19 protein-coding genes and 1 tRNA gene are annotated in these 19,555 nt (G+C 68.9%); 10 read left to right on the top strand and 10 right to left on the bottom strand.

Annotated features, from left to right (window positions below):
- Positions 1-54: 54 nt before the first annotated feature.
- Together OG254_RS21075 and OG254_RS21080 are read right to left on the bottom strand one after the other, a co-directional pair.
- Positions 55-1,401: an FtsK/SpoIIIE domain-containing protein gene (locus OG254_RS21075; protein ID WP_405583921.1), complete on the bottom strand. Its 1,347-nt coding sequence runs from the start codon at positions 1,399-1,401 to the stop codon at positions 55-57.
- A gap of 2 nt (positions 1,402-1,403) precedes the next feature.
- A complete protein-coding gene (locus tag OG254_RS21080; protein ID WP_030966907.1) occupies positions 1,404-1,733 on the bottom strand; it encodes a hypothetical protein in 330 nt (109 codons plus the stop codon).
- Positions 1,734-1,922: 189 nt separating this feature from the next.
- Here OG254_RS21080 and OG254_RS21085 point away from each other — a divergent pair, with 189 nt between their 5' ends.
- Complete coding sequence (locus tag OG254_RS21085; RefSeq protein ID WP_405583924.1) at positions 1,923-2,681, top strand: GntR family transcriptional regulator; 759 nt, start codon at positions 1,923-1,925, stop codon at positions 2,679-2,681.
- A 6-nt stretch (positions 2,682-2,687) separates the two neighbouring features.
- Here the strand turns inward: OG254_RS21085 and OG254_RS21090 are convergent, their stop codons facing one another.
- Complete coding sequence (locus OG254_RS21090) at positions 2,688-3,308, bottom strand: nuclease-related domain-containing protein (RefSeq protein ID WP_405583927.1); 621 nt, start codon at positions 3,306-3,308, stop codon at positions 2,688-2,690.
- A 1,213-nt stretch (positions 3,309-4,521) separates the two neighbouring features.
- Here OG254_RS21090 and OG254_RS21095 point away from each other — a divergent pair.
- From OG254_RS21095 to OG254_RS21125, 7 genes are all read left to right on the top strand, one after another.
- Positions 4,522-4,989, top strand: a complete 468-nt coding sequence (locus OG254_RS21095) for a hypothetical protein (RefSeq protein WP_405583930.1) — start codon at positions 4,522-4,524, stop codon at positions 4,987-4,989.
- Positions 4,990-5,398: 409 nt separating this feature from the next.
- On the top strand, positions 5,399-5,587 hold the full coding sequence (locus OG254_RS21100) for a hypothetical protein (RefSeq protein WP_405583932.1): 189 nt from the start codon (positions 5,399-5,401) through the stop codon (positions 5,585-5,587).
- Between the two features lie 302 nt (positions 5,588-5,889).
- Positions 5,890-6,864 carry a hypothetical protein gene (locus tag OG254_RS21105; RefSeq protein WP_405583935.1) on the top strand — a complete coding sequence of 325 codons (975 nt, stop codon included), beginning with the start codon at positions 5,890-5,892 and terminating at the stop codon, positions 6,862-6,864.
- 69 nt (positions 6,865-6,933) lie between these two features.
- Positions 6,934-8,991, top strand: a complete 2,058-nt coding sequence (locus OG254_RS21110) for an ATP-binding protein (RefSeq protein WP_405583938.1) — start codon at positions 6,934-6,936, stop codon at positions 8,989-8,991.
- 5 nt (positions 8,992-8,996) lie between these two features.
- Entirely contained in the window at positions 8,997-10,625 is a 1,629-nt protein-coding gene (locus OG254_RS21115) for a hypothetical protein (RefSeq protein WP_405583941.1), read from the top strand.
- 252 nt (positions 10,626-10,877) lie between these two features.
- Entirely contained in the window at positions 10,878-11,444 is a 567-nt protein-coding gene (locus tag OG254_RS21120; RefSeq protein WP_405583944.1) for a Uma2 family endonuclease, read from the top strand.
- A gap of 139 nt (positions 11,445-11,583) precedes the next feature.
- Positions 11,584-11,649, top strand: a tRNA-OTHER gene (locus tag OG254_RS21125).
- Between the two features lie 545 nt (positions 11,650-12,194).
- Here OG254_RS21125 and OG254_RS21130 read toward each other — a convergent pair.
- Positions 12,195-13,034: an NAD(P)H-binding protein gene (locus tag OG254_RS21130; protein ID WP_405583947.1), complete on the bottom strand. Its 840-nt coding sequence runs from the start codon at positions 13,032-13,034 to the stop codon at positions 12,195-12,197.
- 92 nt (positions 13,035-13,126) lie between these two features.
- On the opposite strand from OG254_RS21130, the gene OG254_RS21135 reads away from it, so the two are divergent.
- Entirely contained in the window at positions 13,127-13,498 is a 372-nt protein-coding gene (locus tag OG254_RS21135; protein WP_405583950.1) for a winged helix-turn-helix transcriptional regulator, read from the top strand.
- 443 nt (positions 13,499-13,941) lie between these two features.
- On the opposite strand, the gene OG254_RS21140 is transcribed toward OG254_RS21135, so the two are convergent.
- The 6 genes from OG254_RS21140 to OG254_RS21165 form a co-directional block, all read right to left on the bottom strand.
- Positions 13,942-14,553 carry a hypothetical protein gene (locus tag OG254_RS21140; protein ID WP_405583953.1) on the bottom strand — a complete coding sequence of 204 codons (612 nt, stop codon included), beginning with the start codon at positions 14,551-14,553 and terminating at the stop codon, positions 13,942-13,944.
- Positions 14,550-15,125, bottom strand: a complete 576-nt coding sequence (locus tag OG254_RS21145; protein ID WP_405595108.1) for an RNA polymerase sigma factor — start codon at positions 15,123-15,125, stop codon at positions 14,550-14,552. Before OG254_RS21145 ends, OG254_RS21140 begins: the two co-directional genes overlap by 4 nt.
- 200 nt (positions 15,126-15,325) lie before the next feature.
- Positions 15,326-15,847, bottom strand: coding sequence for a hypothetical protein (locus tag OG254_RS21150; protein WP_405583956.1), 522 nt, complete (start codon positions 15,845-15,847; stop codon positions 15,326-15,328).
- Between the two features lie 72 nt (positions 15,848-15,919).
- Positions 15,920-16,762, bottom strand: coding sequence for a hypothetical protein (locus tag OG254_RS21155; RefSeq protein WP_405583958.1), 843 nt, complete (start codon positions 16,760-16,762; stop codon positions 15,920-15,922).
- A gap of 211 nt (positions 16,763-16,973) precedes the next feature.
- On the bottom strand, positions 16,974-17,894 hold the full coding sequence (locus OG254_RS21160; RefSeq protein ID WP_405583960.1) for a hypothetical protein: 921 nt from the start codon (positions 17,892-17,894) through the stop codon (positions 16,974-16,976).
- 95 nt (positions 17,895-17,989) lie between these two features.
- Positions 17,990-18,862: an alpha/beta fold hydrolase gene (locus OG254_RS21165; protein WP_405583963.1), complete on the bottom strand. Its 873-nt coding sequence runs from the start codon at positions 18,860-18,862 to the stop codon at positions 17,990-17,992.
- A gap of 108 nt (positions 18,863-18,970) precedes the next feature.
- On the opposite strand from OG254_RS21165, the gene OG254_RS21170 reads away from it, so the two are divergent.
- The gene (locus OG254_RS21170) at positions 18,971-19,528 is read left to right on the top strand and encodes a CGNR zinc finger domain-containing protein (protein WP_405583965.1); all 558 of its coding nucleotides are present in this window, start codon (positions 18,971-18,973) and stop codon (positions 19,526-19,528) included.
- Positions 19,529-19,555: the final 27 nt, after the last annotated feature.

The following is a 19,555-nucleotide window of genomic DNA, read 5'->3' on the forward strand; positions in this document are numbered from 1 at the left end:
CTCGGGTAGGGACCTGACGCGAAGCGGTCGCGCCGACCGGAGAAAAGCGGGGGATTACTCGGTCACGGGCCGGGGCCGCACGAGCGGCGGAGTCGCAGGCATCGGCGGAGCAATCCCGACGCCAGCGGGTCGGAACGGGGCCAGGAACGGCAACGCCGGGGTCACGTGCGCGAACTCACGGCAGACCGCCGTTACCTGCGCCGGAGCGATCTCGGGCGTACGGATGCGGGACCAGTAGCCCGAGGCGTCACCCGCCACCGCGACACCGGGCCGGTCGGCGCGGATACCCAGAACGGACACCACTGCGTCGGGGGCGATGTCGCCCAGGCCCATCTCTGCCGTCTGCTTGTCGTTGACGCGGTGCACCACACGGCCGGTGAGCTGGGCACGCAGGGCGGTCGCGCCCTTGCCCAGGTCGGAGCCGAAGCGCTGCCCGCACACCTCCAGATAGATCCCGATCGCACGGGCCATCTGACCGAGACGGACCAGTTGCATGACCGTGTGGTCGCGGGCCGGCTCATCCTTCTTCGAGGTGACCAGGAACAGCTCCGCCACCTCATCGATCAGCACGATGAGTGGCACCGGGCGCAGCTCTTCGGGGAGCTCCCAGAGGTCGGAGACGCCGTAGAGGGCGAGCAGGTCGAAGCGGTCTTCCATCTCCGTGACCAGCACGTCAATCAACTGCCCGGCGATGGCCGGGGTGGTGGCCAGGGCCGACAGCCGGGGCGCGTAGCGGCTGTGCTCCACCCCGCGCTTGCAGTCGATCCCGATCAGCCCGACCGGCAGCTTCGCGAGCCCCTTGATCAGGTTGCGCTGATACATCGACTTACCCGAGGAGTTCGCCCCCAGCGTGAGCGCCATCGGGATCTTGCGGTAGTCCCGCTCGAAGACCGTGCCGTCCTCCCGCAGCGCGACCGGGACGACCAGGCCACGGGCTATGGCCTTGCGCGGCATCCGCACCCGGTTGAGGACGTCGTAGCCGGTCATCCGCAGCTCGACATAGCCGGGCTTGGTCTCCCGCACGGTCACCGAGTGCACACCCCAGGCGTGGCGCAGGCGCTCGGAGGACGCGGCGAGGTCGGCGGGCTCCAGGCCGGCCGGGAGCCGGAGGGTGACCCGCAGCCCGGTTGCGGTCGGGCGGACCCGACGGACCTTCGGCGGCACCGGCCGGACCTCCCGGCGAGCCACGCTGCGGGTCATGAACGCGCGGAAGCCGGACGGCTGCACCGTCAGCCCGCACACGTCCATGGTCGACCCATAGGTCCAGGTGAACCGGCCCCACGTGACAGGCAGGCCCACCAGCGACCAGTACACGCGCGGCGCACGGTACTTGGCGATGCCGAGTCCACCGGCGCCGGCGGCAGCACCGCCCAGCTCCAACCAGGTCGCGACGTCGGTCATGGTCAGGCCCCCGCCGTGACAGCGACCGCGCGGAACGAGATGCCATGGCGCTTCTGGCCGTTGAACTCGTTCTCCCAGTCACGGGCCTTGAGTCCAACCACCCGCACCGGCATCCCCGGCGTGAGGCCCTCGGGAAGACCGGTCTCCGGGACGGTCACCTGGTAGAGGTTCCCCTCCCCCTCGTCCGAGACCAACAGGCCCACCGTCGACAGACCCGCGTTGGTCTCTCGGTCCACGGCCCGCTCCCCGGTCTTCTTGTTGACCATCTTCGGCTCCGGGGCAGTCGCCACGAACACCACAGCGGTCGAAAGGTCGATCTTGAAGGACGGCATGCGTCATCTCCTCGTCTGTGAGGTCGCCCCTCTTGAGCAACCTCTCTAGAGATGACTCAAGTGAACATCTCTAGAGAGGAGAAGTCAACACGTCTCTAGAGATGTTTCAGGTCGGTCACCATGGCTAGTCGATTGGTTGCGTCCTGGGTGTGACGCCTAAGCTGTCTAGAGAAGGAAGGAGGGGATCACATGGCCACCCAGGGCAACGGGCGCCAGCCGAAGTACCAGCGCATCGCCGACGAGCTAAGGGAAGCGATCCAGGCCGGCGAATACGGCCCAGGTGATCGGCTGCCAGGAGAGAACGACCTCATGGCCACGTACGAGGTGGCCCGCATGACCGCACGTCAGGCACTCGGCGTTTTGCAGAACGAAGGCTTGGCCGAGTCCCGCAAGGGCGCCGGCGTCTTCGTCCGTGACTTCAAGCCGCTCAGGCGGCGCGGCATCCAGCGCCTCTCGCGCGATCAGTGGGGATCGGGCCGATCCATCTGGTCAGCAGACATCGATGACCGGACGCTGGTAGTGGATCAGGTACAGGTAACTGAGGTTGAGGCGCCGGAGCGCATCGCTCAGGTTCTCGATACGGAGCCAGGGGCAGCGACGTGCGTGCGCAGTCGACGGTTCGTGCTTGATGGGAAGCCCGTTCTCGTATCGACCTCGTACCTTCCGGCAGACCTAGTCGCGGGCTCACCGATCACTCAGGAAGACACGGGCCCCGGCGGCACGTATGCACGGCTTGCTGAACTCGGCTACAAGCCGGTCCACTTCCGCGAAGAGATTCGTTGCCGGATGCCGTCGCAGGAAGAGGCAACTCGGCTCAACCTGTCGCTTGGTACCCCAGTGATCATGATCTGCCGTACGGCATTCGCCGACGAGGGGCGCCCAGTCGAGATCAACGAAATGGTGCTCGACTCAGCGTCATACATCCTGGAGTACGACTTCGACGCCTAGGGCAGGTCAGACACCTGTCCACGTGCCCGGGTCGCGAGCCACCGCATAGACCCGGTCTACTTGGTCCTGCGTGAGCAGCGGAGACAGGCCGGACAGAGTCCGGTCGACCTCTTCAACTGCCAGGACAAGGACCGGGGGCGCGGCGTTCTTCACCTTCAATTTGGCAGCATGGACGACCGAGATCACCGGACGCACGGGTACCTCGAACCCGCAGCGACGTGAAAGCGCCTGAGCAACCCGTCGGGCCTCTCGTTGACTGATCACCACATGGCGGGTCGACGTGCCGTTGATAGTGATCGCGTGGTCGCCGTACCAGACTGACTTGCCCTTATGCCGCTTCGAGTTGATGGCGAAGACGCCGGCGCGGCCGATGGCCAGGTGATCTATGTCTGAACCGCTGTCCCACTGGACAGCGTGCAGGATGCGCCAGCCACGTCCTTTGAGCCGGTTGAGCCGCCGGCCGGTCACGCGCTCGCCGACCAAACCGTTGCACCAACTGTGGATCTCGGTACCGGGTAACCAGCGGCCGACAAGCCTCATAGGAGCACTCGGCTGCAACTCGATGATCTTCCGCCGTACAGCGTCACCGGGCCGGTTCAGAGCTAAGTCGTTCGGTGCAGCGGTCATGCCGTGTCCTCCCCCAAAGAGCCAGTCTGTCCAGGTCATCACGGAGGAGCGGCATGGCCAAGGTCGCTAACGAGCCAGCCGTTGTTACAGGTTTCTCTACCTCATCAAGCCCCCGCCGTTCCGGCGGGGGAGGGGGGATCCCGCCCACCACGGCCCGCATGATCCGGCTCAGCTCCAGCCGTCGCGCACTTGGGATAACAGGAGTCGACAGCACCCCTAAGGTTCCTCAGCTCTCCCATGCTTCACAGCCCCTCAGGGCTTGAGCCTCCATCCCCTTGGCCACCGGTCCTCCGGCGGCTCAGGTCCACAGTGGGGGCTCTTGGCCTTCGGCCATCCGGTCGCTGTGTCCCTATCGGCTTTCCGGCCGCCACTGCGTTGATCACACCCCACCGGCCCGCACTGCGGGCCGCCGCGGGCTCGTGGGCTCGGGGCTCCGCTCCTGCCTTCGGCCCGCGCCGCCCCGGCCCCCGGCCCCGCGGCACCATCGTTGCCCCGGGATGATCACGCTTTTCGCTCTGGCCCCGCCAAGGGCCGACGCACCGGACCGAGCCTGAACCCCAACCATGCCCCACACCACCAAGCCCAGCCCTGGGGGAGACGGCACTGCCCCACAGGCCCGCTCGCACAGTGCGCCACGGACCAACAGACGCTTTGGCCCCACAAGCAGGTGCGCGACGGCTGGAGCTGAGCCGGATCATGCGGGCCGTGGTGGGCGGGATCGGTGGGGGCTGGGGCAGTCGCTCCGAGACTTTAAGGTCTGCTGACCTGCGGGGCCCCTCCGAGAGCAAGAAAGGGGGCCGAGTGCCTGCTTCGCACGGTGAGGATCAATGACCCTCTCCATTGGATCAAGCTTAATGGCCCCCTTTCATGCTCTCGCCCCACAGATCACCAGACCTCAAACTCTCTCCCCCGACCGCGTGATCACCTGCAAGCCGACTGCGGTACAGCAAAGAAGTACAGCAACCCCCTGACTACAGGTGACCTTCCCCAACCGCTAACATCCTCGTGACCAGGACGGATGACCTCAGTGACCTACCCGCCCGTAGTTCGCACCGAGGGGCAGCTTGACGCAACTTCCGCCAGGGGCACCATGCTTAGCTCATGGACGACGCCCGCTGACTTGACTCGGCAGCTGAGACTCCGCCGCTTTTCGATCATCAGCGCAATTGGACCATCGGGGCCGAATGTCAGTCACAAGCCCTAAGGTGCTGTCATGTCTGAAAGCGCACCAGATTACGCACTGGCTCGACTCATCGATGTCGTCAACGGTTCGAGCCTTGAACTCGGCATCACAGTCACGGTCAGCGGCTCGACGATCACCGGCACCCTAATCTCCAACACGAAGTGGTTCGACCTTCAAGCTGAATCCTTCAAGACCGCGATGAAGGTCGAAGGGGATGAGATCGGATTGCACAGCCTTTTCGAGAACTGGAGCAGGCTCACGAGGGAAGCGCAGGAGGAAGAGGCGAAAGTACGAGAGGCCATTGAGGGCGTTGAGCTTCCTGATCGGTACTTGAGGGCGATCGATGAAGAGGACAGCTCAGTAGCCTTCATCCACCTTGCTGACGCTCGCATCGTCCACCCCCAGGGATTCGTGCCTGCTGAAGGCGCTGCGTGGCGTGGTCGGCTCGATGAGGTCAGTGGATGGTTCCTTGGCACTCTGAGTCAGTCGAGTAACTAAGCCAAGATCAAGGGTGTCGACAGGCGCCCCCAGCCTCCGTGCCACTCCCGTGCCAGAACGGACGGGGATTCACGGGGAACCGGGGTTCAACGGGTGAGCTCCGCTGGGATCTGCCCTTGCCAAGGAATCCGCAGATCACGCCCATGATCCCCCAACCTCGCTCCTAAAGCGGGTGTCGCAGGTTCGAATCCTGCCGGGGGCACAACGCGTTACGCCGCTGACCTGGGGTTTCTCCCCCCGGGGAGGCGTTCTATTCGGCCTCGGACTCCTCGTCCGGGGCCGTTTGCGTGAGCGTGCGTCAGCAGACAGGGAGTTGATCTCCCGCGTATCACCCACCGGATCGGCATCAACCTGCACGGGCTCCCGGCCGGGCTTCTCCGCACCGTCAGACCGCTCAGTACTGAACGGGGTGTCCGGCTACATCGCGGCCGCCGCCGCTCATCGGGACGCCATGGACCGACTGCGCGGGCTGGCTGAACGCCTCGAAGAAGAGCACGGCGTCGTGACGGACGACGAGCAGCAAGCAGCGCTGGACCGCATCGCCGCCATCGACGGCCGGCATGACGAGCAGCGATCGCATTCGGGCGAGGCCGCGTGAGTCGCACCGCCCGAGCGAAGCTGCACCGGCCGCGACAGCGCCTCTTCCTGTTCGACTCCGAGGTACAGCCTCGGGGAGTTCGTCCGCGGTGAATCGGTCCGTCATCCGGCGTATGGCTCTGGCGGTTTGATGGCTCCCGCCCAGGACCGCTCCCTACCGCTCATGGCCAACTTGGTGTGATTCAGGGGGCGTTGTACCTCTGCGCCAGGTGAGTCGACCTGATTACAGGAGTGAAAGCAGGGTAGGTGCCGCAGTCGAGCCTTCGGTGCGAAGACGAACAGGATCCGTCATTGTCAACCTCAGTGCCCGCGTTCAGGGACCACGACGACTTCGCCGCGTACGTCGAGAGGTACGGTCCCCGCCTCCTTCTGTGGATCTGGGACAGGGCGGAGGGGGAGCTGGGCCACCAGATCTCCTGCGCGGAGTTCGGCTCTCTGCAGAGCATTCCCATGAGCGCGGTCCGGGCCATCGTCGGCCATCTCAGCGCTGAGGAGCTGATCAGCTCCCACGGCGGACACGGCACGGACACGGGTGCTCCCGTGGTGACGCTCCGGACCGCCGGGGCGGAGCGGGCTCGTCGGCTGCAGGCCCTGCGCGCGAACTCGGTCCAGCGGGGCCGTCACGCGGCACGCGCCGTACTGCACTGGATTCACGCCAACCCGCACCGGCAGCCGCTGCGGATCAGCGGATTCCTCGATTCGCCGGACGTCTTCTTCCTCGGTGAACCCCTCTCCCGGAGCGAGGTCGCCCGGGCCCTCACCTATCTGGCCGAGGAGGACCTGATCACCTGTGAGGGGCCGCCGTTCCACAATGACGTCGGCTCACACGTGGCCCTCACCTCGCAGGGCGTGAGCGCCGTGCTCAGCGGCTCCTCCGACATCGTCGCGTTCGTGGCACAGCAGCGCGAGCACCGTCGGCCCGCCCAGCACACCCATATAGAGGCCGAGACGATAGGGCACATCACCCAGGGCGATTCCGACAACAGCGTGCACAACAGCATCGAGGTGCACACCGCGCTGGCACCCGCCGACCTCGCCCGGCTCATCGCGGAGCTGGCACCGGGACTGGACCTCGAACCGGAGTCCCGCGCGGCCCTGCTGCGCAGCGCGGATGCCCTGGCGCGCGGCGGCGACAGCGTCGGAAACCCTGGGCCGGACCGGCAACGCGGGCTGATGGAGGGGATGCGGCGCCTGCTGGGTGGCGCCCCCGACACGGTCGGCAGGCAGTTCCTGCTGGACGCTGTCGGCCAGGCGCTGGGGAGGCTGCTCGGAAGCTGAGCCACCCAGAGCACAGAGAAGGACGACGGCACCCGGAGACGGTGACAGAACGGGGGAAGGGCGATGCGGATGCCCTTGTATGCACGGGACTCCATCCTGCGCGCGTTGGTGCCCCGTCTGGTCGGCCTGGCCGCCGACCGACGGGAACTCGTCCCCCAGGAACACCGCGGCGACCTCCCCGTGACGCTGCTGACCGGCCGCCACGGCATGGGCAGGACAGCGGTCCTGGACTCCCTCGAAGAGGCCTACAGCGGGCGCGTTCCGCTCGGCAGGGTTGATGCCGCCCAGGTCGAGCAGGGGCGGTGGTCCGGTTCCACGGCGGCCAACACGTCGGCCGTGGTCGAGATCCTGGAGCAGCTGGTGTGCCGGCTGGCGCCCATGGTCCCGGGTGCCGGACGGCTCCGGTTCTCCCGTCTGCTGCCGGGACTGTTCGCGGTGTCCAGCTGGCACCGCGGCAGCGAGATCGAGCAGTCGCTGGCCCGCGACCGGATCGCGCGCCTCCTCGTGGCCTGCGGTCTCGAAAAGGGCACGGCCGACGCGGACGGCAGCCAATGGACGTACGACGTCAGCGAGCGCCTCGCCGACCCGGACCGGCGCCGGCACGACCTGGCTCCTGTCACCGAGGCGGTCGTCCAGCAGTACTTCAGCCGGCACACCCGTAGCCGCGCCGAGCGGTTTGTGCACCAGTGGTACCAGAGCCGTTTCTCGGGCTCCGAGGACGGTGAAGCCGCCCTGATCCGGCTGAGCCTGCGCTTCCACCAGGGCGGCGACTTCCAGCGCGCGGTCGAACACACCCTGATCGCCGCGTTCCTCGAAGACCTCACCGACGCCCACGGCCGGTGGCATCGGATCAACCGAACACCGCGCCCCTTGGTCCTGCTGGACAACGCGCACACCGCCGCCGGACAGCGCGTGCTCGGCCTGCTGCTCGAACACCGTGCCGCGCCCGAGTCCGGCACCCGCGACCCGCTGGTCGTCGTCGCGACCCGACTGGGCGACGGCGCGGACCTCTACCCGGACGCGACGCGCCGCGAGCTGCCCGAGCTGATCCACGCCTCCGGCTGGGAGCGCACCGTCCCCGGCTCGCCGTCGGCAGGACTGCTCGTGATCCCCTTGGCACCGCTGACCCACGACGACCTGTTGCTGATGCTCGACCCGGCCGAGGGCCCACTCCACCGCCATCTGCCGTCGGCACTGCACGCCCTGACCCAGGGGCACCCGCAGGGCAGCAGGATGCTGTGCGAGGCGGTCGTACGCGCCAGTGGACGACGCGCCGTCGCGCCGCAGGAGTTGCTCGACCTGCCGGCCGAGGAGGGACGCCCGGTCGCCGAGGTGCTGCTGGAGCAGCTGATTCCGCAGCCCCAGCTGCGCGCCCATCTGATACCGCTCGCCCTGGCCCGCGACCGGGAGGCCACACAGGCGCTGGTGCCGGCGTCCGCACCGGCCGGTGGCGGCTTCCCGGGCGCCGGGCTCTCGTCCGCCGCCCAGTACCTGGAGGAGGAGCACTGGACGGCCGGGACGGCCGGCGCCGCCCCCGCCACAAGTTTCGTCTCCGACCCGTTCCTGCGCGCCCTGCTGCTCCATGGGGCCCGTACGACCTCCGCGGCAGCCCCGCCGGGACGGCGCTGGGAGGATCTGCACGCTCTCCTGCGCGATCACCACGCGGCGCGGGGAGCCGGGCACGAGCCCGACGTGCTCCGGCACACCCTGGCGGCGGGGAGCGCGGATCCGGTGGTGAGCGCGCTGACCGAGTACTTCGGCACCTGGGAGGCGGGCCGCTGGCTGGACACCCTCCGGTACGCCGCCGAGGCCCCCCGGCCCCCGTCGGACGGATGGACCGACGAGCGCGCCGAGATCGCCCGCGGTGCCCATGACCACCGCTACGCCGAGACCGACGACGTACGCAGGTCCGTCAACAGGCTGCTGCACACGCTCTGGTACCTCTCCGAGACCTACGCGGAACCCCTGCCCGACCTGTGTGACGACCTCGGCTCCGAGCTGGCGTTCCTGTCGATGCGGCATCCCTCTGGGCGCGCCGTGCTCAACGAGGCCGCTCGGGCCTGGCCGGCCGCGGCACGCGAGCGAAGGCCCTACCCGAAGTACGGCTCTGCCCGAGACGAGGAGTGAGTACTGTGCTGAACCGCTTCAGGAACCGTGCTCTGGGACCGGCCGACAAGGCAGTCGTCCTCGCGGTGGGCGTCGTGCTGCTCGCGGCGGTCGCCTTCGTGATCGTACGGCTGCTGCCCGAGAAGTGCGGCGGCGGCCTGGAGGCAGCCGGGGACGAGTGCGTGGGCGTGACCGCCGGAGTCCTGCAGGGCGATCCGGAGCTGGAGGGCCTGATACGCGCCGTGGCGGACGAGAACGCCCGGGTGGAGAGGAGCTGGACGCACCCGGAGAACGGGCAGGCCAGCATCCCCTACGTGCGGATCGCCCTCATGATGCCGTTCACCACCGATGCCACCAGCACCATGAGTACGGAGCAGATCGCCCGCGCACTGGCGGGTGCCCACGCCGCCCAGCTGCGGGCCAACGCGCAGGCGGGGCCGCGCTACCAGCTGCTGCTGGCCAACGACGGGAAGGACCTGGACCAGTGGGAGCCCGTCGTCGACCGGCTCGCCGGGATGACCGACGACAAGGCGCCGCTGGTCGGTGTGTTCGGCATGCCGAGCAGCACTCCGGACACGCTCGCCGCGGCCAAGGCCCTCTCCGCTCACCGGATCCCGGCGATCGGCCCCATCCTCACCTCCACCACCATGGAGGCCGGGTACCTCTTCAAGACGTCCCCGTCGAACGAGCTCTTCGCCGAGGCGCTGCGGGAGTACCTCGACAAAAACCCGGGGAACGGTACGGGCTTCCTCGTCTCGGACCGGCGAGAGCGGGACAGCTACTCCGCCGACCTGCGGGAGGTCTTCCTGGCGCACTTCGGCAAGGAGTACGGGCTGAAGCAGCGGCAGGCGTCCTATCTCGGACTGACCGGCGACGACGAGGGCGTCCCCCAGCGCTTCTCTGACGCCGCCCGCAGCATCTGTCTGACCGAAGCGGACACGGTCTTCTTCGCGGGACGCGATCACGATCTGCCCCACCTGGTGGACCAGCTGGCGAACGAACCCTCCTGCGACCACGGGAAGCCGACACGCATCCTGAAGGTGGGGATCGGCATGGATCCCGAGTCCACCACGACGGACATCACCGAGCAGTTGCGGGAGGCCCGGATCACCCTCGTGGGCGCCGCCTCCGTCGACACCCGGTCCTGGGCGGGGAACGAGAAGCTCCCGGCCGGGCCTCGCGGCTTCCTGAAGCAGTTCGAGAAGCTGCGGGCGAAGCTGCGAAACGACCCGGCACACAAGCAGCCATGGGGGACCAAGCCTCTGGACGACGGCTACGCGGTCATGTACTACGACGCCTTCACCGTGCTCTCCCAGGCCACCGGCCGCGCGTACGACGACATCAACGGCGAGAGGATGGGGACGGAAGGAGAGGCAGAGACCAGCAGTGCCCCGATCCTGCCGAGGCATGACGACGTCTACAACACCGTGATCAACATGAACATCCTCGGCACCCAGTCGGGGGCAAGCTGCGTCAACTGCGTACCCGGAGCCAGCGGCACCTTCGGCTTCGACGACTCTCCGGACACACGGAAGTGGGCAGTCTGCAAACCTGTGCCCGTCATCGAGTACCCGGAACCGGCCCCCGGCGCGAAGACGAAGGCGGCCGGGATCTACCGCAGCTACGAGGACATCTTCAACGGCACCTGTCCCTGACGGAACCTGGACCGGGGTCAGGCCGCACGCGTCGCGTTAGGAGCATGCGGAGCGTGAGCCCGATCCGTTCACGCCAGAACCGTCGAATACAACCGCCGTTCGGCGTTCGGTGCGTCCTGCGGCCCAGGGTTCCGCAATGGTTCAGGTCGCGGGGTGGTGCAGCTCTCACCGGTGTGGCCGGCGCCGCGAACATCAGCATTACGCTGAGCCCAGCGGGATCGGGCCCACAGCACAGTGTCCGGGAGGCGCTTCATGACGGCCGAGATGGTGGCTCCGGCGTGGATGCATGAGCAGATCACGGCGGAGGAGTACGAGTCCTGGTCCGAGGAGCAGTGCGCCGGTATCGAGATCGTGGACGGGATGGTCGTCGTGGGTCCGAGTGCGTCCAAGCGGCACAACCGGCTGGCTCGGATTCTGGCGAACGCCCTTGATGCCGGCGCGGGCCCGGAGTGGAGTGCCGACACGGGCTTCGACGTCCGGCTTCAGGACGTCCCGCTCACCAATCGCCGCCCGGACGTCGTCGTGTACCGCGCAGACACGATCGACATCACCCCCACCCGCCCTGAGCACGTGCTGCTGGTCGCGGAGGTGGTGTCGCCGGGCTCGGAGACCACCGACCGGATCGTGAAGGTCGACCAGTACGCCAAGGCAGGCATCGGCTTCTACTGGCGGATCGAGCAGGCCGCCACAGGCGTTCCTCTCGTGTACACCTACGTTCTCGACCCCGCGACGAAGACCTACCGGGACGGAGACGTGTTCACCGGCGTCCTCAAGGCAGCGGCCCCCTTCCCGGTGGAGATCGACCTCGGCCAGGTCTGACCCACGCGCTGCCCAGCAGTCGGCAGCGCGTGAGCGATGCGTGAGCGGACCGCCCGATACAGGGCGGCACGAGCCGGATCAAGTGGCTCGCCGTGCGGTTCTGACCAAGGGAAACAGCACCGCGCGGCAGCGCCAGGCAGCCCCCGGCAAGGATTCGGCCCCACTCCTAAAGCGGGTGTCGCAGGTTCGAATCCTGCCGGGGGCACAGAAACGCCAGGTCAGAGCCTGGTTCGGCGTAACGAAGGCCCTCCGTGAAGATCGCGGAGGGCCTTTCTCACTCCGTTCGAGCGGAGAGCAGGTGGTGCCGAGGGGGCAACGTATGCCTTGCCCGGTCCACCTCAGCTCGAGCGGAGGTGAGTGGTCGAGGCCCTTCATGTCGCGCTCGCCAGTGCTCCGGAATGAATGATCCAGGGCATAGTCGGTCGAGTCCGAATGCGGCTCGTGAGCTCGCAGCGGGTGATGGATCGCCGTCACGACTGCGCTCAGCAGGAACGGCTCGGCCGCGATGCCGCATACCGCTTTACCGAAGTTGGCAGGCGCAGCCGTGCGAGGTCCGCTCCGGACGTGGTCTCGGTGCAGGCGACCGTGTGCGGCAGGCCGGCCCTGCGGCGGTCTGTTCTGTAGGGCCACCTGGCCTGGGGGCTGGCGCGGCCGAGCACCTCGCGCCGGTGACGGGGGCACTGCGGAGGTGGGCGCCTCGTGCAGCCGCAGCCGCACGAGGGTGCCCGGGCGGTTCAGTTGAGTTGGGTCTCAGCGGAAAACGGAGATGTTGCGGGCGACCCAGTCGTTGAAGGGGTGTGGCGCGCGGCCGAGGACTCGTTGCACGTCCGGGCTGATCCGCAGTTCGGCCGGGTTCGGGGCGGCGATGATGTCCAGGGTGTCGTCGGCGAGCTCCGCCGGCACGAACTGGGTCATTGCGGCCTTGGCCTCGTCACGGGTGAGTTCCTGGAACTGCACCGGTGAGCCGAGCGCGGTGGCGATGGTCTCCGCCTGCTGACGCGGCGTGATCACCTCCGGCCCGGTCAGCTCGTACACCCCGCCGATGTGGCGGTCGTCCAGCAGGCTGGCCGCCGCGACCTCGGCGATGTCGGCCGGGTCGACGACCGGCACCCCTACGTCGCCGAAGGGCGCGGCGACCGTCCCTTGCGTGCGGACGGACTCCGCCCAGCCCAGGGCGTTGGAGGCGAAGCCGCCCGGTCGCAGGATGGCCCAGTCCAGGCCGGACTCTCGCAACGCGTCCTCCACCGCGCGCATCGCGACCCGCGACGGGCCGAGCGGCCTGGTCGCCACGCCCTGCGAGGACAGCAGGACGACCCGGCGGACCCCACTGGCCGCGGCCAGGCCGATGATGTCGGCCGGCCTGGCTTCGGGAGCGTGCAGGTCGCCGGACAGCAGGAGGAACAGCGCCTTCGCCCCCTCCAGCACGGGCGTGAGGCCCGCGGGCTCGGCCAGGTCGGCCGCCACGTGCCGGGCGCCGTCCGGCACCGCCGCCGCGTTCCGCGACACCGCTGTCACCTGCTCGCCAGCCTCGGTCAGGGCGCGCGTCAAGGGTCGGCCCACATTGCCGGTAGCCCCGGTCACCACGATCATGTTCAGCTCCTAGTCCGTTGTGCACTGCGGTAATTGACGCTAGGAGCCGGACTTACTTTCCGTAAGAACATACCCAGAGGTAAGCTCCGGACATGAGGGAAGGCGCGCAGCTGACGCAGGCCGAGACGGGCAATCGGTATGACGTGTTTCACACCGACTGTCCCGCGCGCGACGTGGTCGACCACGTGACCAGCAGGTGGGGCATCTGGGTGCTGATCTCCTTGCGGAGCAACGACCTTCGGTTCTACGAGCTGCGCAACAGCATTCAGGGCATCAGCGAGAAGATGCTCACTCAGACCCTGCGCGCTCTGGTCCAGGACGGCCTGGTCTGGCGGGAGGTCGAGCCGACGACGCCACCCCAAGTCACCTACGGGTTGACCGAGTTCGGTCAGGACATTGGCGAGCCGCTGACAGACTTGTTCGATCGGATCACACAGCGGCTGCCGGCGCGCAGCGCGGGATAACGCGGCAGTGGTCGGCCCATCACCTCGCGTCGAACCACCGCAGTCATCCGGCGCAGCCCCGGGCCCTGCACACCCATCTACGCTGGGGTGGCAGACCACTACCGGCAGCGGCCTGACCACCCAACCCGGCCACGGCACTTTGAGCTGGCGCCCTCCGGGGGAGCTCAGCGCGTGAGGACGACCCCAACCGCGACGCCGAGGAAGATCTGCAGCTGCTCCATAGAGCTGGACACCTCGGAAGCCGGCCGCGCAACTGAGACCCTAGCCATGAGCACTGACACGAGGCTCCACGAGCGCGGCTTCTGCGCCTGTGCCCGGCTCGCACCACAAGCGCACCAGATTGAGCGGGGAACACGGTCACACCAGAAGCGCCGACTTCCCGGACCGGTCCGAGCCCGCCGCGGCCGTCGGTGGGCTCGGATCGTCCGTGCAGGTGCTTTCCGTTACTTCCCGAATGCCTGGCGGAACTCGTCGACGGTCTCGTCCGAGGCCGCGTTCGCGCCGCACGCCGGGACGACGCCGTTCTCGGCGGCCACGATGTAGCGCTCACCGTCCGCGAACGTCAGCACCTCCGGCCGGCTCGCGTCGCTGTCGAGCACGACCGTCTCCGTGTCGCCGCCCTTCAACCAGTAGTCGACGCGGAAAGTGACCGTGGAGCCCTTGATGGAGGTGACCGTTCCCAGGAACAGGGTCGGGTAGCCGCCCAGGGTGTCGGGACTGGGTGTCACACACTTCTGGCTGCCGAAGCCGCTGTCGGTGGTGAGTGTCAGTGGGCCCGCCGAGGCCGAGTGCCCGTTGTCGTTGTCGTTGTTCGCCATGACTCCTCCGGCGATGCCGCCGCCGAGCAGAAGCAGACCGGCCGCCGCCGCGAGTCCGAAGAGCTGACGGCGGCTTCGTCGCGCGGCGGTCTTCGCGGGGGCCGTACTGCCGGTCTGGTGCGCGGTGTCGGTGGTCAAGGTGTCCTCCACAAGTCGGTCGATGTCGGGCAGCGGAGCATGTGGGGTCAGCGCCGGGTCCGCGGACTTCAGCCGGGCCAGCAACTCGTCGTCATTCACTGACCGCTCCTTCCTTCATCCCTCTTGTGTCCGGACGGTTCGTCATGCTTTCGCTCTAGTTGTTCGGCTAGTTTCCTTTTCGCCCTGTGCAGCCGGATGCTCACTGCGTTGGGCGTCAGCCCGGTCGCCTCCGCGATCTGGCGGGGTGTCAGCTCCTCCCACGCCCACAGCCGCACCACCTCGCGGTCCAGCGCCCCTAGGGCGGCGAGCGCGGCGTGCAGACCGCTGTGGTCGGCGACCCCGGCCGGCTGCTGTTCCTGCGTCCGGATCAACCGCTCCACCAGGCGGAGCCGGCGCCCGTCGGCACGGCGGGCGTTCGCCAGGCAGCCCCGCGCCACCCCGTAGCACCACGGCAGCACGTCATCGGGGTCGGGCGGGGAACCTGGCGCCGGACCCAGGCCGGGGACGTCGTCAATACGGCGCCACAGCACCAGCATCGCCTCCGCCAGGATGTCGTCGACCATGTCGGCGCTCGTCCGTCGCAGCAGATACCGGTGCAACGGTTCCGCCACCATGTGCGCCAGTCCTTCGAAGCGCGCCTTCTGCCTCTGGCGCGACTCCTCTTCCGTCATGGATTCCACAACCCGTCCTGTCCGGCACCGGCCGGATCCTTTCAGGCGGGGGGGGTACGGCTGTGGCACCAGTTAAGGGCGTCGTCCAGGGTCTGCACCCGTACGAGTCCAAGGAGACCGCGAGGGACTTGGCCGTGCCGACGTTGGAGCCGCTGTCACGTGAGCGCGACAGCGTCCGCCCGCACTGTGGCGCAGCCTGGTCAGATGTCGGCGAGCAGTTCCAGTGAGAGGTTCCAGAGGCGTTCGGCGTTGGTGGGGTCCAGGGCGTAGGGGGCCACGCCGGTGCCGCGGGGGGCGGTGGGGTGGTCGGGGGTGACGATCGGCGCCTCGTTGCAGTCGACGAAGTAGCGGGCGCCGATGTCGTCGAGTTGGGGTGACGTGGCAACGAAGACGCTGGTGGCGGCGCCCTGTTCGGTGGTCTTGACGTCATAGCCGCCCGAGGAGAGGGCGGCGTCCACCACGCCGGGGTCCAGGTGCCGCCCGAGGTTGGTGGCCGCGATCGCGCCTGGGTGGACCGCGTTCGCGGTGATGCCGTCGGTCTGCCAGCGACGCGTCGCCTCGACGGCGAAGAGGACGTTGGCGGTCTTCGATTCTCCGTAGGCGAGCCACGGATCGTACGGGCGCCAGAGGAAGTTCACGTCGTCGAACACGACCGGTGCGCGCTCGCCCTCCTCGGCAGCCTCACCGCGACCGACGAGCCCCGGTCTGCCGACCGCCTCCAACGCTAGCCTCCTGGCCGCGGCGGCGCCGAAGGGTTCGTTACCTCCGCTGACCTGCTCTGTGGCTCTGGGCAGTCAGGGGCGTTCATAGAGCTGCAGAACCCCGCCGAGCGAGAAGCATGACGCGCCGATGAGCGTCGTCCAGTTCGCGATGTCCTCGTTGATCAGGCTCCCCGTCGAAGGGCGCGTGAAGGCGGCGAGGGCCGAGACCATGAAGAGGGCGGAGCCGAGCTGGTTCACCGCGACGATCCACCAGCCGAGGCTGCGGCGGCGCACGCAGAGCCGGCCGTGGCAGATCTCGGCGAAGGCGAGGTGGCCGGAGATCAGGAAGAGCGCGCAGCCGATGACGTCCGGGGCCCAGATCAGCCGGTTGGTCTGCTGGACGCTCAGGCCCCGGAGGAAGGAGTCCAGCAGGTCGACGGCGAACACCACGGTGCCGGCGAAGAGGACGAACACGCTCAGCCAGTCCACCCGCGACGGCTCGTAACTCCACCAGCGCCAGTCGTGGGTGACGAGTCGGCCCTCGCCGCCGGGTACGTGGCGGGGAGCGTTGACGACCTGGAGCAGTGAGACGTAGCCGCCGGTGTTGAAGAACAGGCCGCCGGCGAAGTAGATCGAGGCGCAGGTGGTGGCGTCGCCGGAGCCGAGCTGGGCGACGCCCGCGCCGGCCGCGAAGAGGGCTCCGCCGATGATGAAGGCGGTCGCGGCGGTGGCATTGAGCCTGCGCAAGCGGCGCAGGCCGACCTCGTCGGCGCTCGTGTGACGGCTGGTGGTCGCGCCCTCCGGGCGGACGGCGATGAGTCCGCGCCGGCGGGCGAGCCTTGACTCCCATACGGCGGTGCCGCCGCCGGCAAGGTGCCAGGTGAGCCGGGTGGTGAACGGTCCTGCGCCCTCGGCGCGTTGCTCGGGTTGTCCCACGGGCCGAGGGTAGGTGGCCTGCCGGGCCGTCACGCGAAGCGAAACGCTGCCGGCGCCGGCGCAAGGACTTCGACGTCTTCCCCCGATCACGATGGATCGCACGGTGCGCGGTGTTGCACGATGACGAGGGCGAGCCCCAAGGGATCTGTTTCTGGGGCCACTCGGGCGACTGAGGAGCGGGACCGCCTTCGCTCGCCGTCGCGGGAGAGTTTCACGGCTCCTGGGCCGTCAGTCGCTCGACGATCGCCGCGGCGGCGTCCGACCTCCGCCTCGCCTCGCGGAGCAGCCGGTCCGCCGTGCGGGCGTGGTCGCGGGCCGTCTCCTCCGCGGACCGTGCCTGCCGTTGCTCCTCCCTGGCGCGCTGGAGTTCGGCGGTCATGTCGGTGACGCGCTGCTGAGCCTCGTCCCAGCGCTTCTTGGCCGCGAAGGCCTCGCGGCTCGCCGTAGCCGCCTCGTCCTGACGGGTTCGCAGTTCCCGGGCGGCCTTGCCGGCGTCCTTGCGGGCCTGGGTGAGCCGTCGGCGCCGTTCCGCGGCGGCTTTGGCGTCAGGGGGAGGCCTCCGCGGGGGTTCGGTCGCAGGCGTACCCGTGGGGGCGCGGCGGGCGGCCGCCTTCTCAGCCATGGCCGAGAATCCGGTGCTGGCCGGGAATCCCGTGCCGGCCGGGAATCCCGTGCCTGCGGTGAGCGGCCTCACCAGTCTGCCGCTCGCCCACTCCCGGGCCGCCTCGGGGTCCGCCAGGACGGCGCGCAGGGTGTTCTCGACCTCGTGGCGCGCTGCTTCGCTGATCGGGTGGCCCGCAGCTGCGGCCAGTTGTCCGGCCTGCCGGGACAGCGCGCTGATCAGGACCCGCTGCTGCCGGCTCAACTCACGCAGCTGCTCTCCGTCCAGGTCGTGGTGGGCCTGCCGCAGGCCCTCGCCGAGGCGCAGGAGCGGTTCGACCTCGCTGTGCCGTTCACGGACCAGGAGATTGCTGGCCCAGGCCGACAGGCTCGGGCGTCGCAGCTTGGCGATACGGTCCGCGAGGGCACGGTCGCCGGCCGTGCGGGCCGCGGCGATGCGGGCGGCGCGGGTGGCGGTGAACTCCTCCGGCCGCAGGCTGTACAGCTCGTCGGCGACAGTGTCCAGGTCCATCGGCGTTCCCTCTCCGCGACAGCCTCACCGAGGTCCCCGCGCCACAGAGGTCCACGTCGATTTTCGCACCTTTTGCGCGGGGCGCGCAGGCCCGGCTACTTCCAGGCGCGGTCGAGGAAGTCGGCGATCAGCGCAGCGACCTGCGACAGGTGGGTCTCCAGGGCGAAGTGGCCGGTGTCGAGGAGGTGCAGTTCGGCGTCGGGCAGGTCGCGCAGGTAGGCACCCGCGCCGGGCTCGGTGAAGAAGGGGTCGTTGCGGCCCCAGGTGATGAGGGTGGGCGGGGTGTGGCGGCGCAGCCACGCCTGCCAGTCGGGGTACCGCTCGACGTTGGAGGGGTAGTCGAGGATCAGTGATCGCTGGGCTTCCTTGCGGCCCGGCAGGTCGAGGAAGTGCTGGTCGAGGGTCCAGCCGTCCGGGGCGATCAGGCCGGGGTCGGCGACGCCGGTCTCGTACTGGCTGCGGGTGCCGTCGAGCGTGAGGATCCCGTCGATGGTGTCGTCGGCGCCGGGGGTCTCGGGAGTGAGGCCGATCAGGGCCAGGGCCATGTCCGAGAGGCCCTCCTCGTAGGCGTTGCCGTTCTGGACGACCAGTCCGGCGATCCACTCGGGATGGCGTTCGGCGACACGGAAGCCGATGGGGGCGCCGAAGTCGAAGGCGTACATCACGAAGCGGTCGAGGCCCAGGCCCTGGACGAAGCCCTCGGTGATGTCGGCGAGCCGGTCGAACGTGTACGTGAAGCCGTCCGGGGCCTCCGTGTGGCCGAAGCCGGCGTGGTCCGGGGCGATCAGCCGGTACGTCGAGCCGAGCGTGTCGATGAGGGCGCGGAACTGGTGGGAGCCGGACGGGAAGCCGTGCAGGAGCAGCAGTACGGGCGCGTCGGGGCGGTCGGGGAGGGACTCCCGGTAGAAGACGCGGACGCCGTCGACGTCCAGGTGGCGGTGCACGGTGCGGGCTGTCGGAGCGAGCATGACCGGTCTCCTTCTGATGGAGCCTACTAATGGGTTGCAGATTGCTCTGCACATTAGGTCTACGTTGACCCGGGCTAACGTGTCAACCCACCCATGTACCATTAGCCCATGAGTGATCCCGCACCTCTGACCGGGGAACCCCTGGCCCTCGACCTGGTCAACACCCGGCCGGCCACCGGCGACCTGCTCACCACGACCGACAGCCTGCGGACCTGGTGGGTTCTGGAGGCCGACCGGCTCGCGGAGGACGTGCCCGGGGAGGTCGGCGCCGGCGATCTGGCCGCGGTGCTCGCCGTGCGGGAGCACATCGCGCGCGCCCTCGACCACGTCCGCCGCGGTGAGCGGCCCCCGGCGCAGGACATCGAGGCGCTCAACCGGGCGCAGCGTGCCGCGCCGGCGATCAGTGAGGTGGTGTGGGACGGGTCGGCGATAGCCGTCGCGCCGCGGCGCGAGGGCTCACCCGGTGTGCGGCTGGCCGCCGGTCTCGCTCAGGCCGCGGCCGAGTTGCTGGCCGATCCGGCGGTCACCGGGATCCGCAAGTGCGAGGCGGATGACTGCGTGATGCTCTTCCTGCCGACCAACCCGCGCCGCCGCTGGTGCTCGACCGCCCGCTGCGGCAACCGGATGCGGGTCGCCCGGCACTACCAGCGCCGCAAGGCCGGGTAGCCGCGGCCTCGGCGTCGACGCAGGGGC

The organism is Streptomyces sp. NBC_01092 (assembly GCF_045039535.1).
Taxonomy (GTDB): Bacteria; Actinomycetota; Actinomycetes; order Streptomycetales; family Streptomycetaceae; genus Streptomyces.

What these genes read in the sequence shown, in the direction of transcription:
- OG254_RS21160 (WP_405583960.1), bottom strand. Translation starts at nt 17,894, where the DNA reads ATGGACCTGGACACTGTCGCCGACGAGCTGTACAGCCTGCGGCCGGAG.
- OG254_RS21095 (WP_405583930.1), top strand. Translation starts at nt 4,522, where the DNA reads ATGTCTGAAAGCGCACCAGATTACGCACTGGCTCGACTCATCGATGTC.
- OG254_RS21110 (WP_405583938.1), top strand. Translation starts at nt 6,934, where the DNA reads ATGCCCTTGTATGCACGGGACTCCATCCTGCGCGCGTTGGTGCCCCGT.
- OG254_RS21135 (WP_405583950.1), top strand. Translation starts at nt 13,127, where the DNA reads ATGAGGGAAGGCGCGCAGCTGACGCAGGCCGAGACGGGCAATCGGTAT.
- OG254_RS21165 (WP_405583963.1), bottom strand. Translation starts at nt 18,862, where the DNA reads ATGCTCGCTCCGACAGCCCGCACCGTGCACCGCCACCTGGACGTCGAC.
- OG254_RS21120 (WP_405583944.1), top strand. Translation starts at nt 10,878, where the DNA reads ATGACGGCCGAGATGGTGGCTCCGGCGTGGATGCATGAGCAGATCACG.
- OG254_RS21075 (WP_405583921.1), bottom strand. Translation starts at nt 1,401, where the DNA reads ATGACCGACGTCGCGACCTGGTTGGAGCTGGGCGGTGCTGCCGCCGGC.
- OG254_RS21130 (WP_405583947.1), bottom strand. Translation starts at nt 13,034, where the DNA reads ATGATCGTGGTGACCGGGGCTACCGGCAATGTGGGCCGACCCTTGACG.
- OG254_RS21090 (WP_405583927.1), bottom strand. Translation starts at nt 3,308, where the DNA reads ATGACCGCTGCACCGAACGACTTAGCTCTGAACCGGCCCGGTGACGCT.
- OG254_RS21085 (WP_405583924.1), top strand. Translation starts at nt 1,923, where the DNA reads ATGGCCACCCAGGGCAACGGGCGCCAGCCGAAGTACCAGCGCATCGCC.
- OG254_RS21145 (WP_405595108.1), bottom strand. Translation starts at nt 15,125, where the DNA reads ATGACGGAAGAGGAGTCGCGCCAGAGGCAGAAGGCGCGCTTCGAAGGA.
- OG254_RS21080 (WP_030966907.1), bottom strand. Translation starts at nt 1,733, where the DNA reads ATGCCGTCCTTCAAGATCGACCTTTCGACCGCTGTGGTGTTCGTGGCG.
- OG254_RS21170 (WP_405583965.1), top strand. Translation starts at nt 18,971, where the DNA reads ATGAGTGATCCCGCACCTCTGACCGGGGAACCCCTGGCCCTCGACCTG.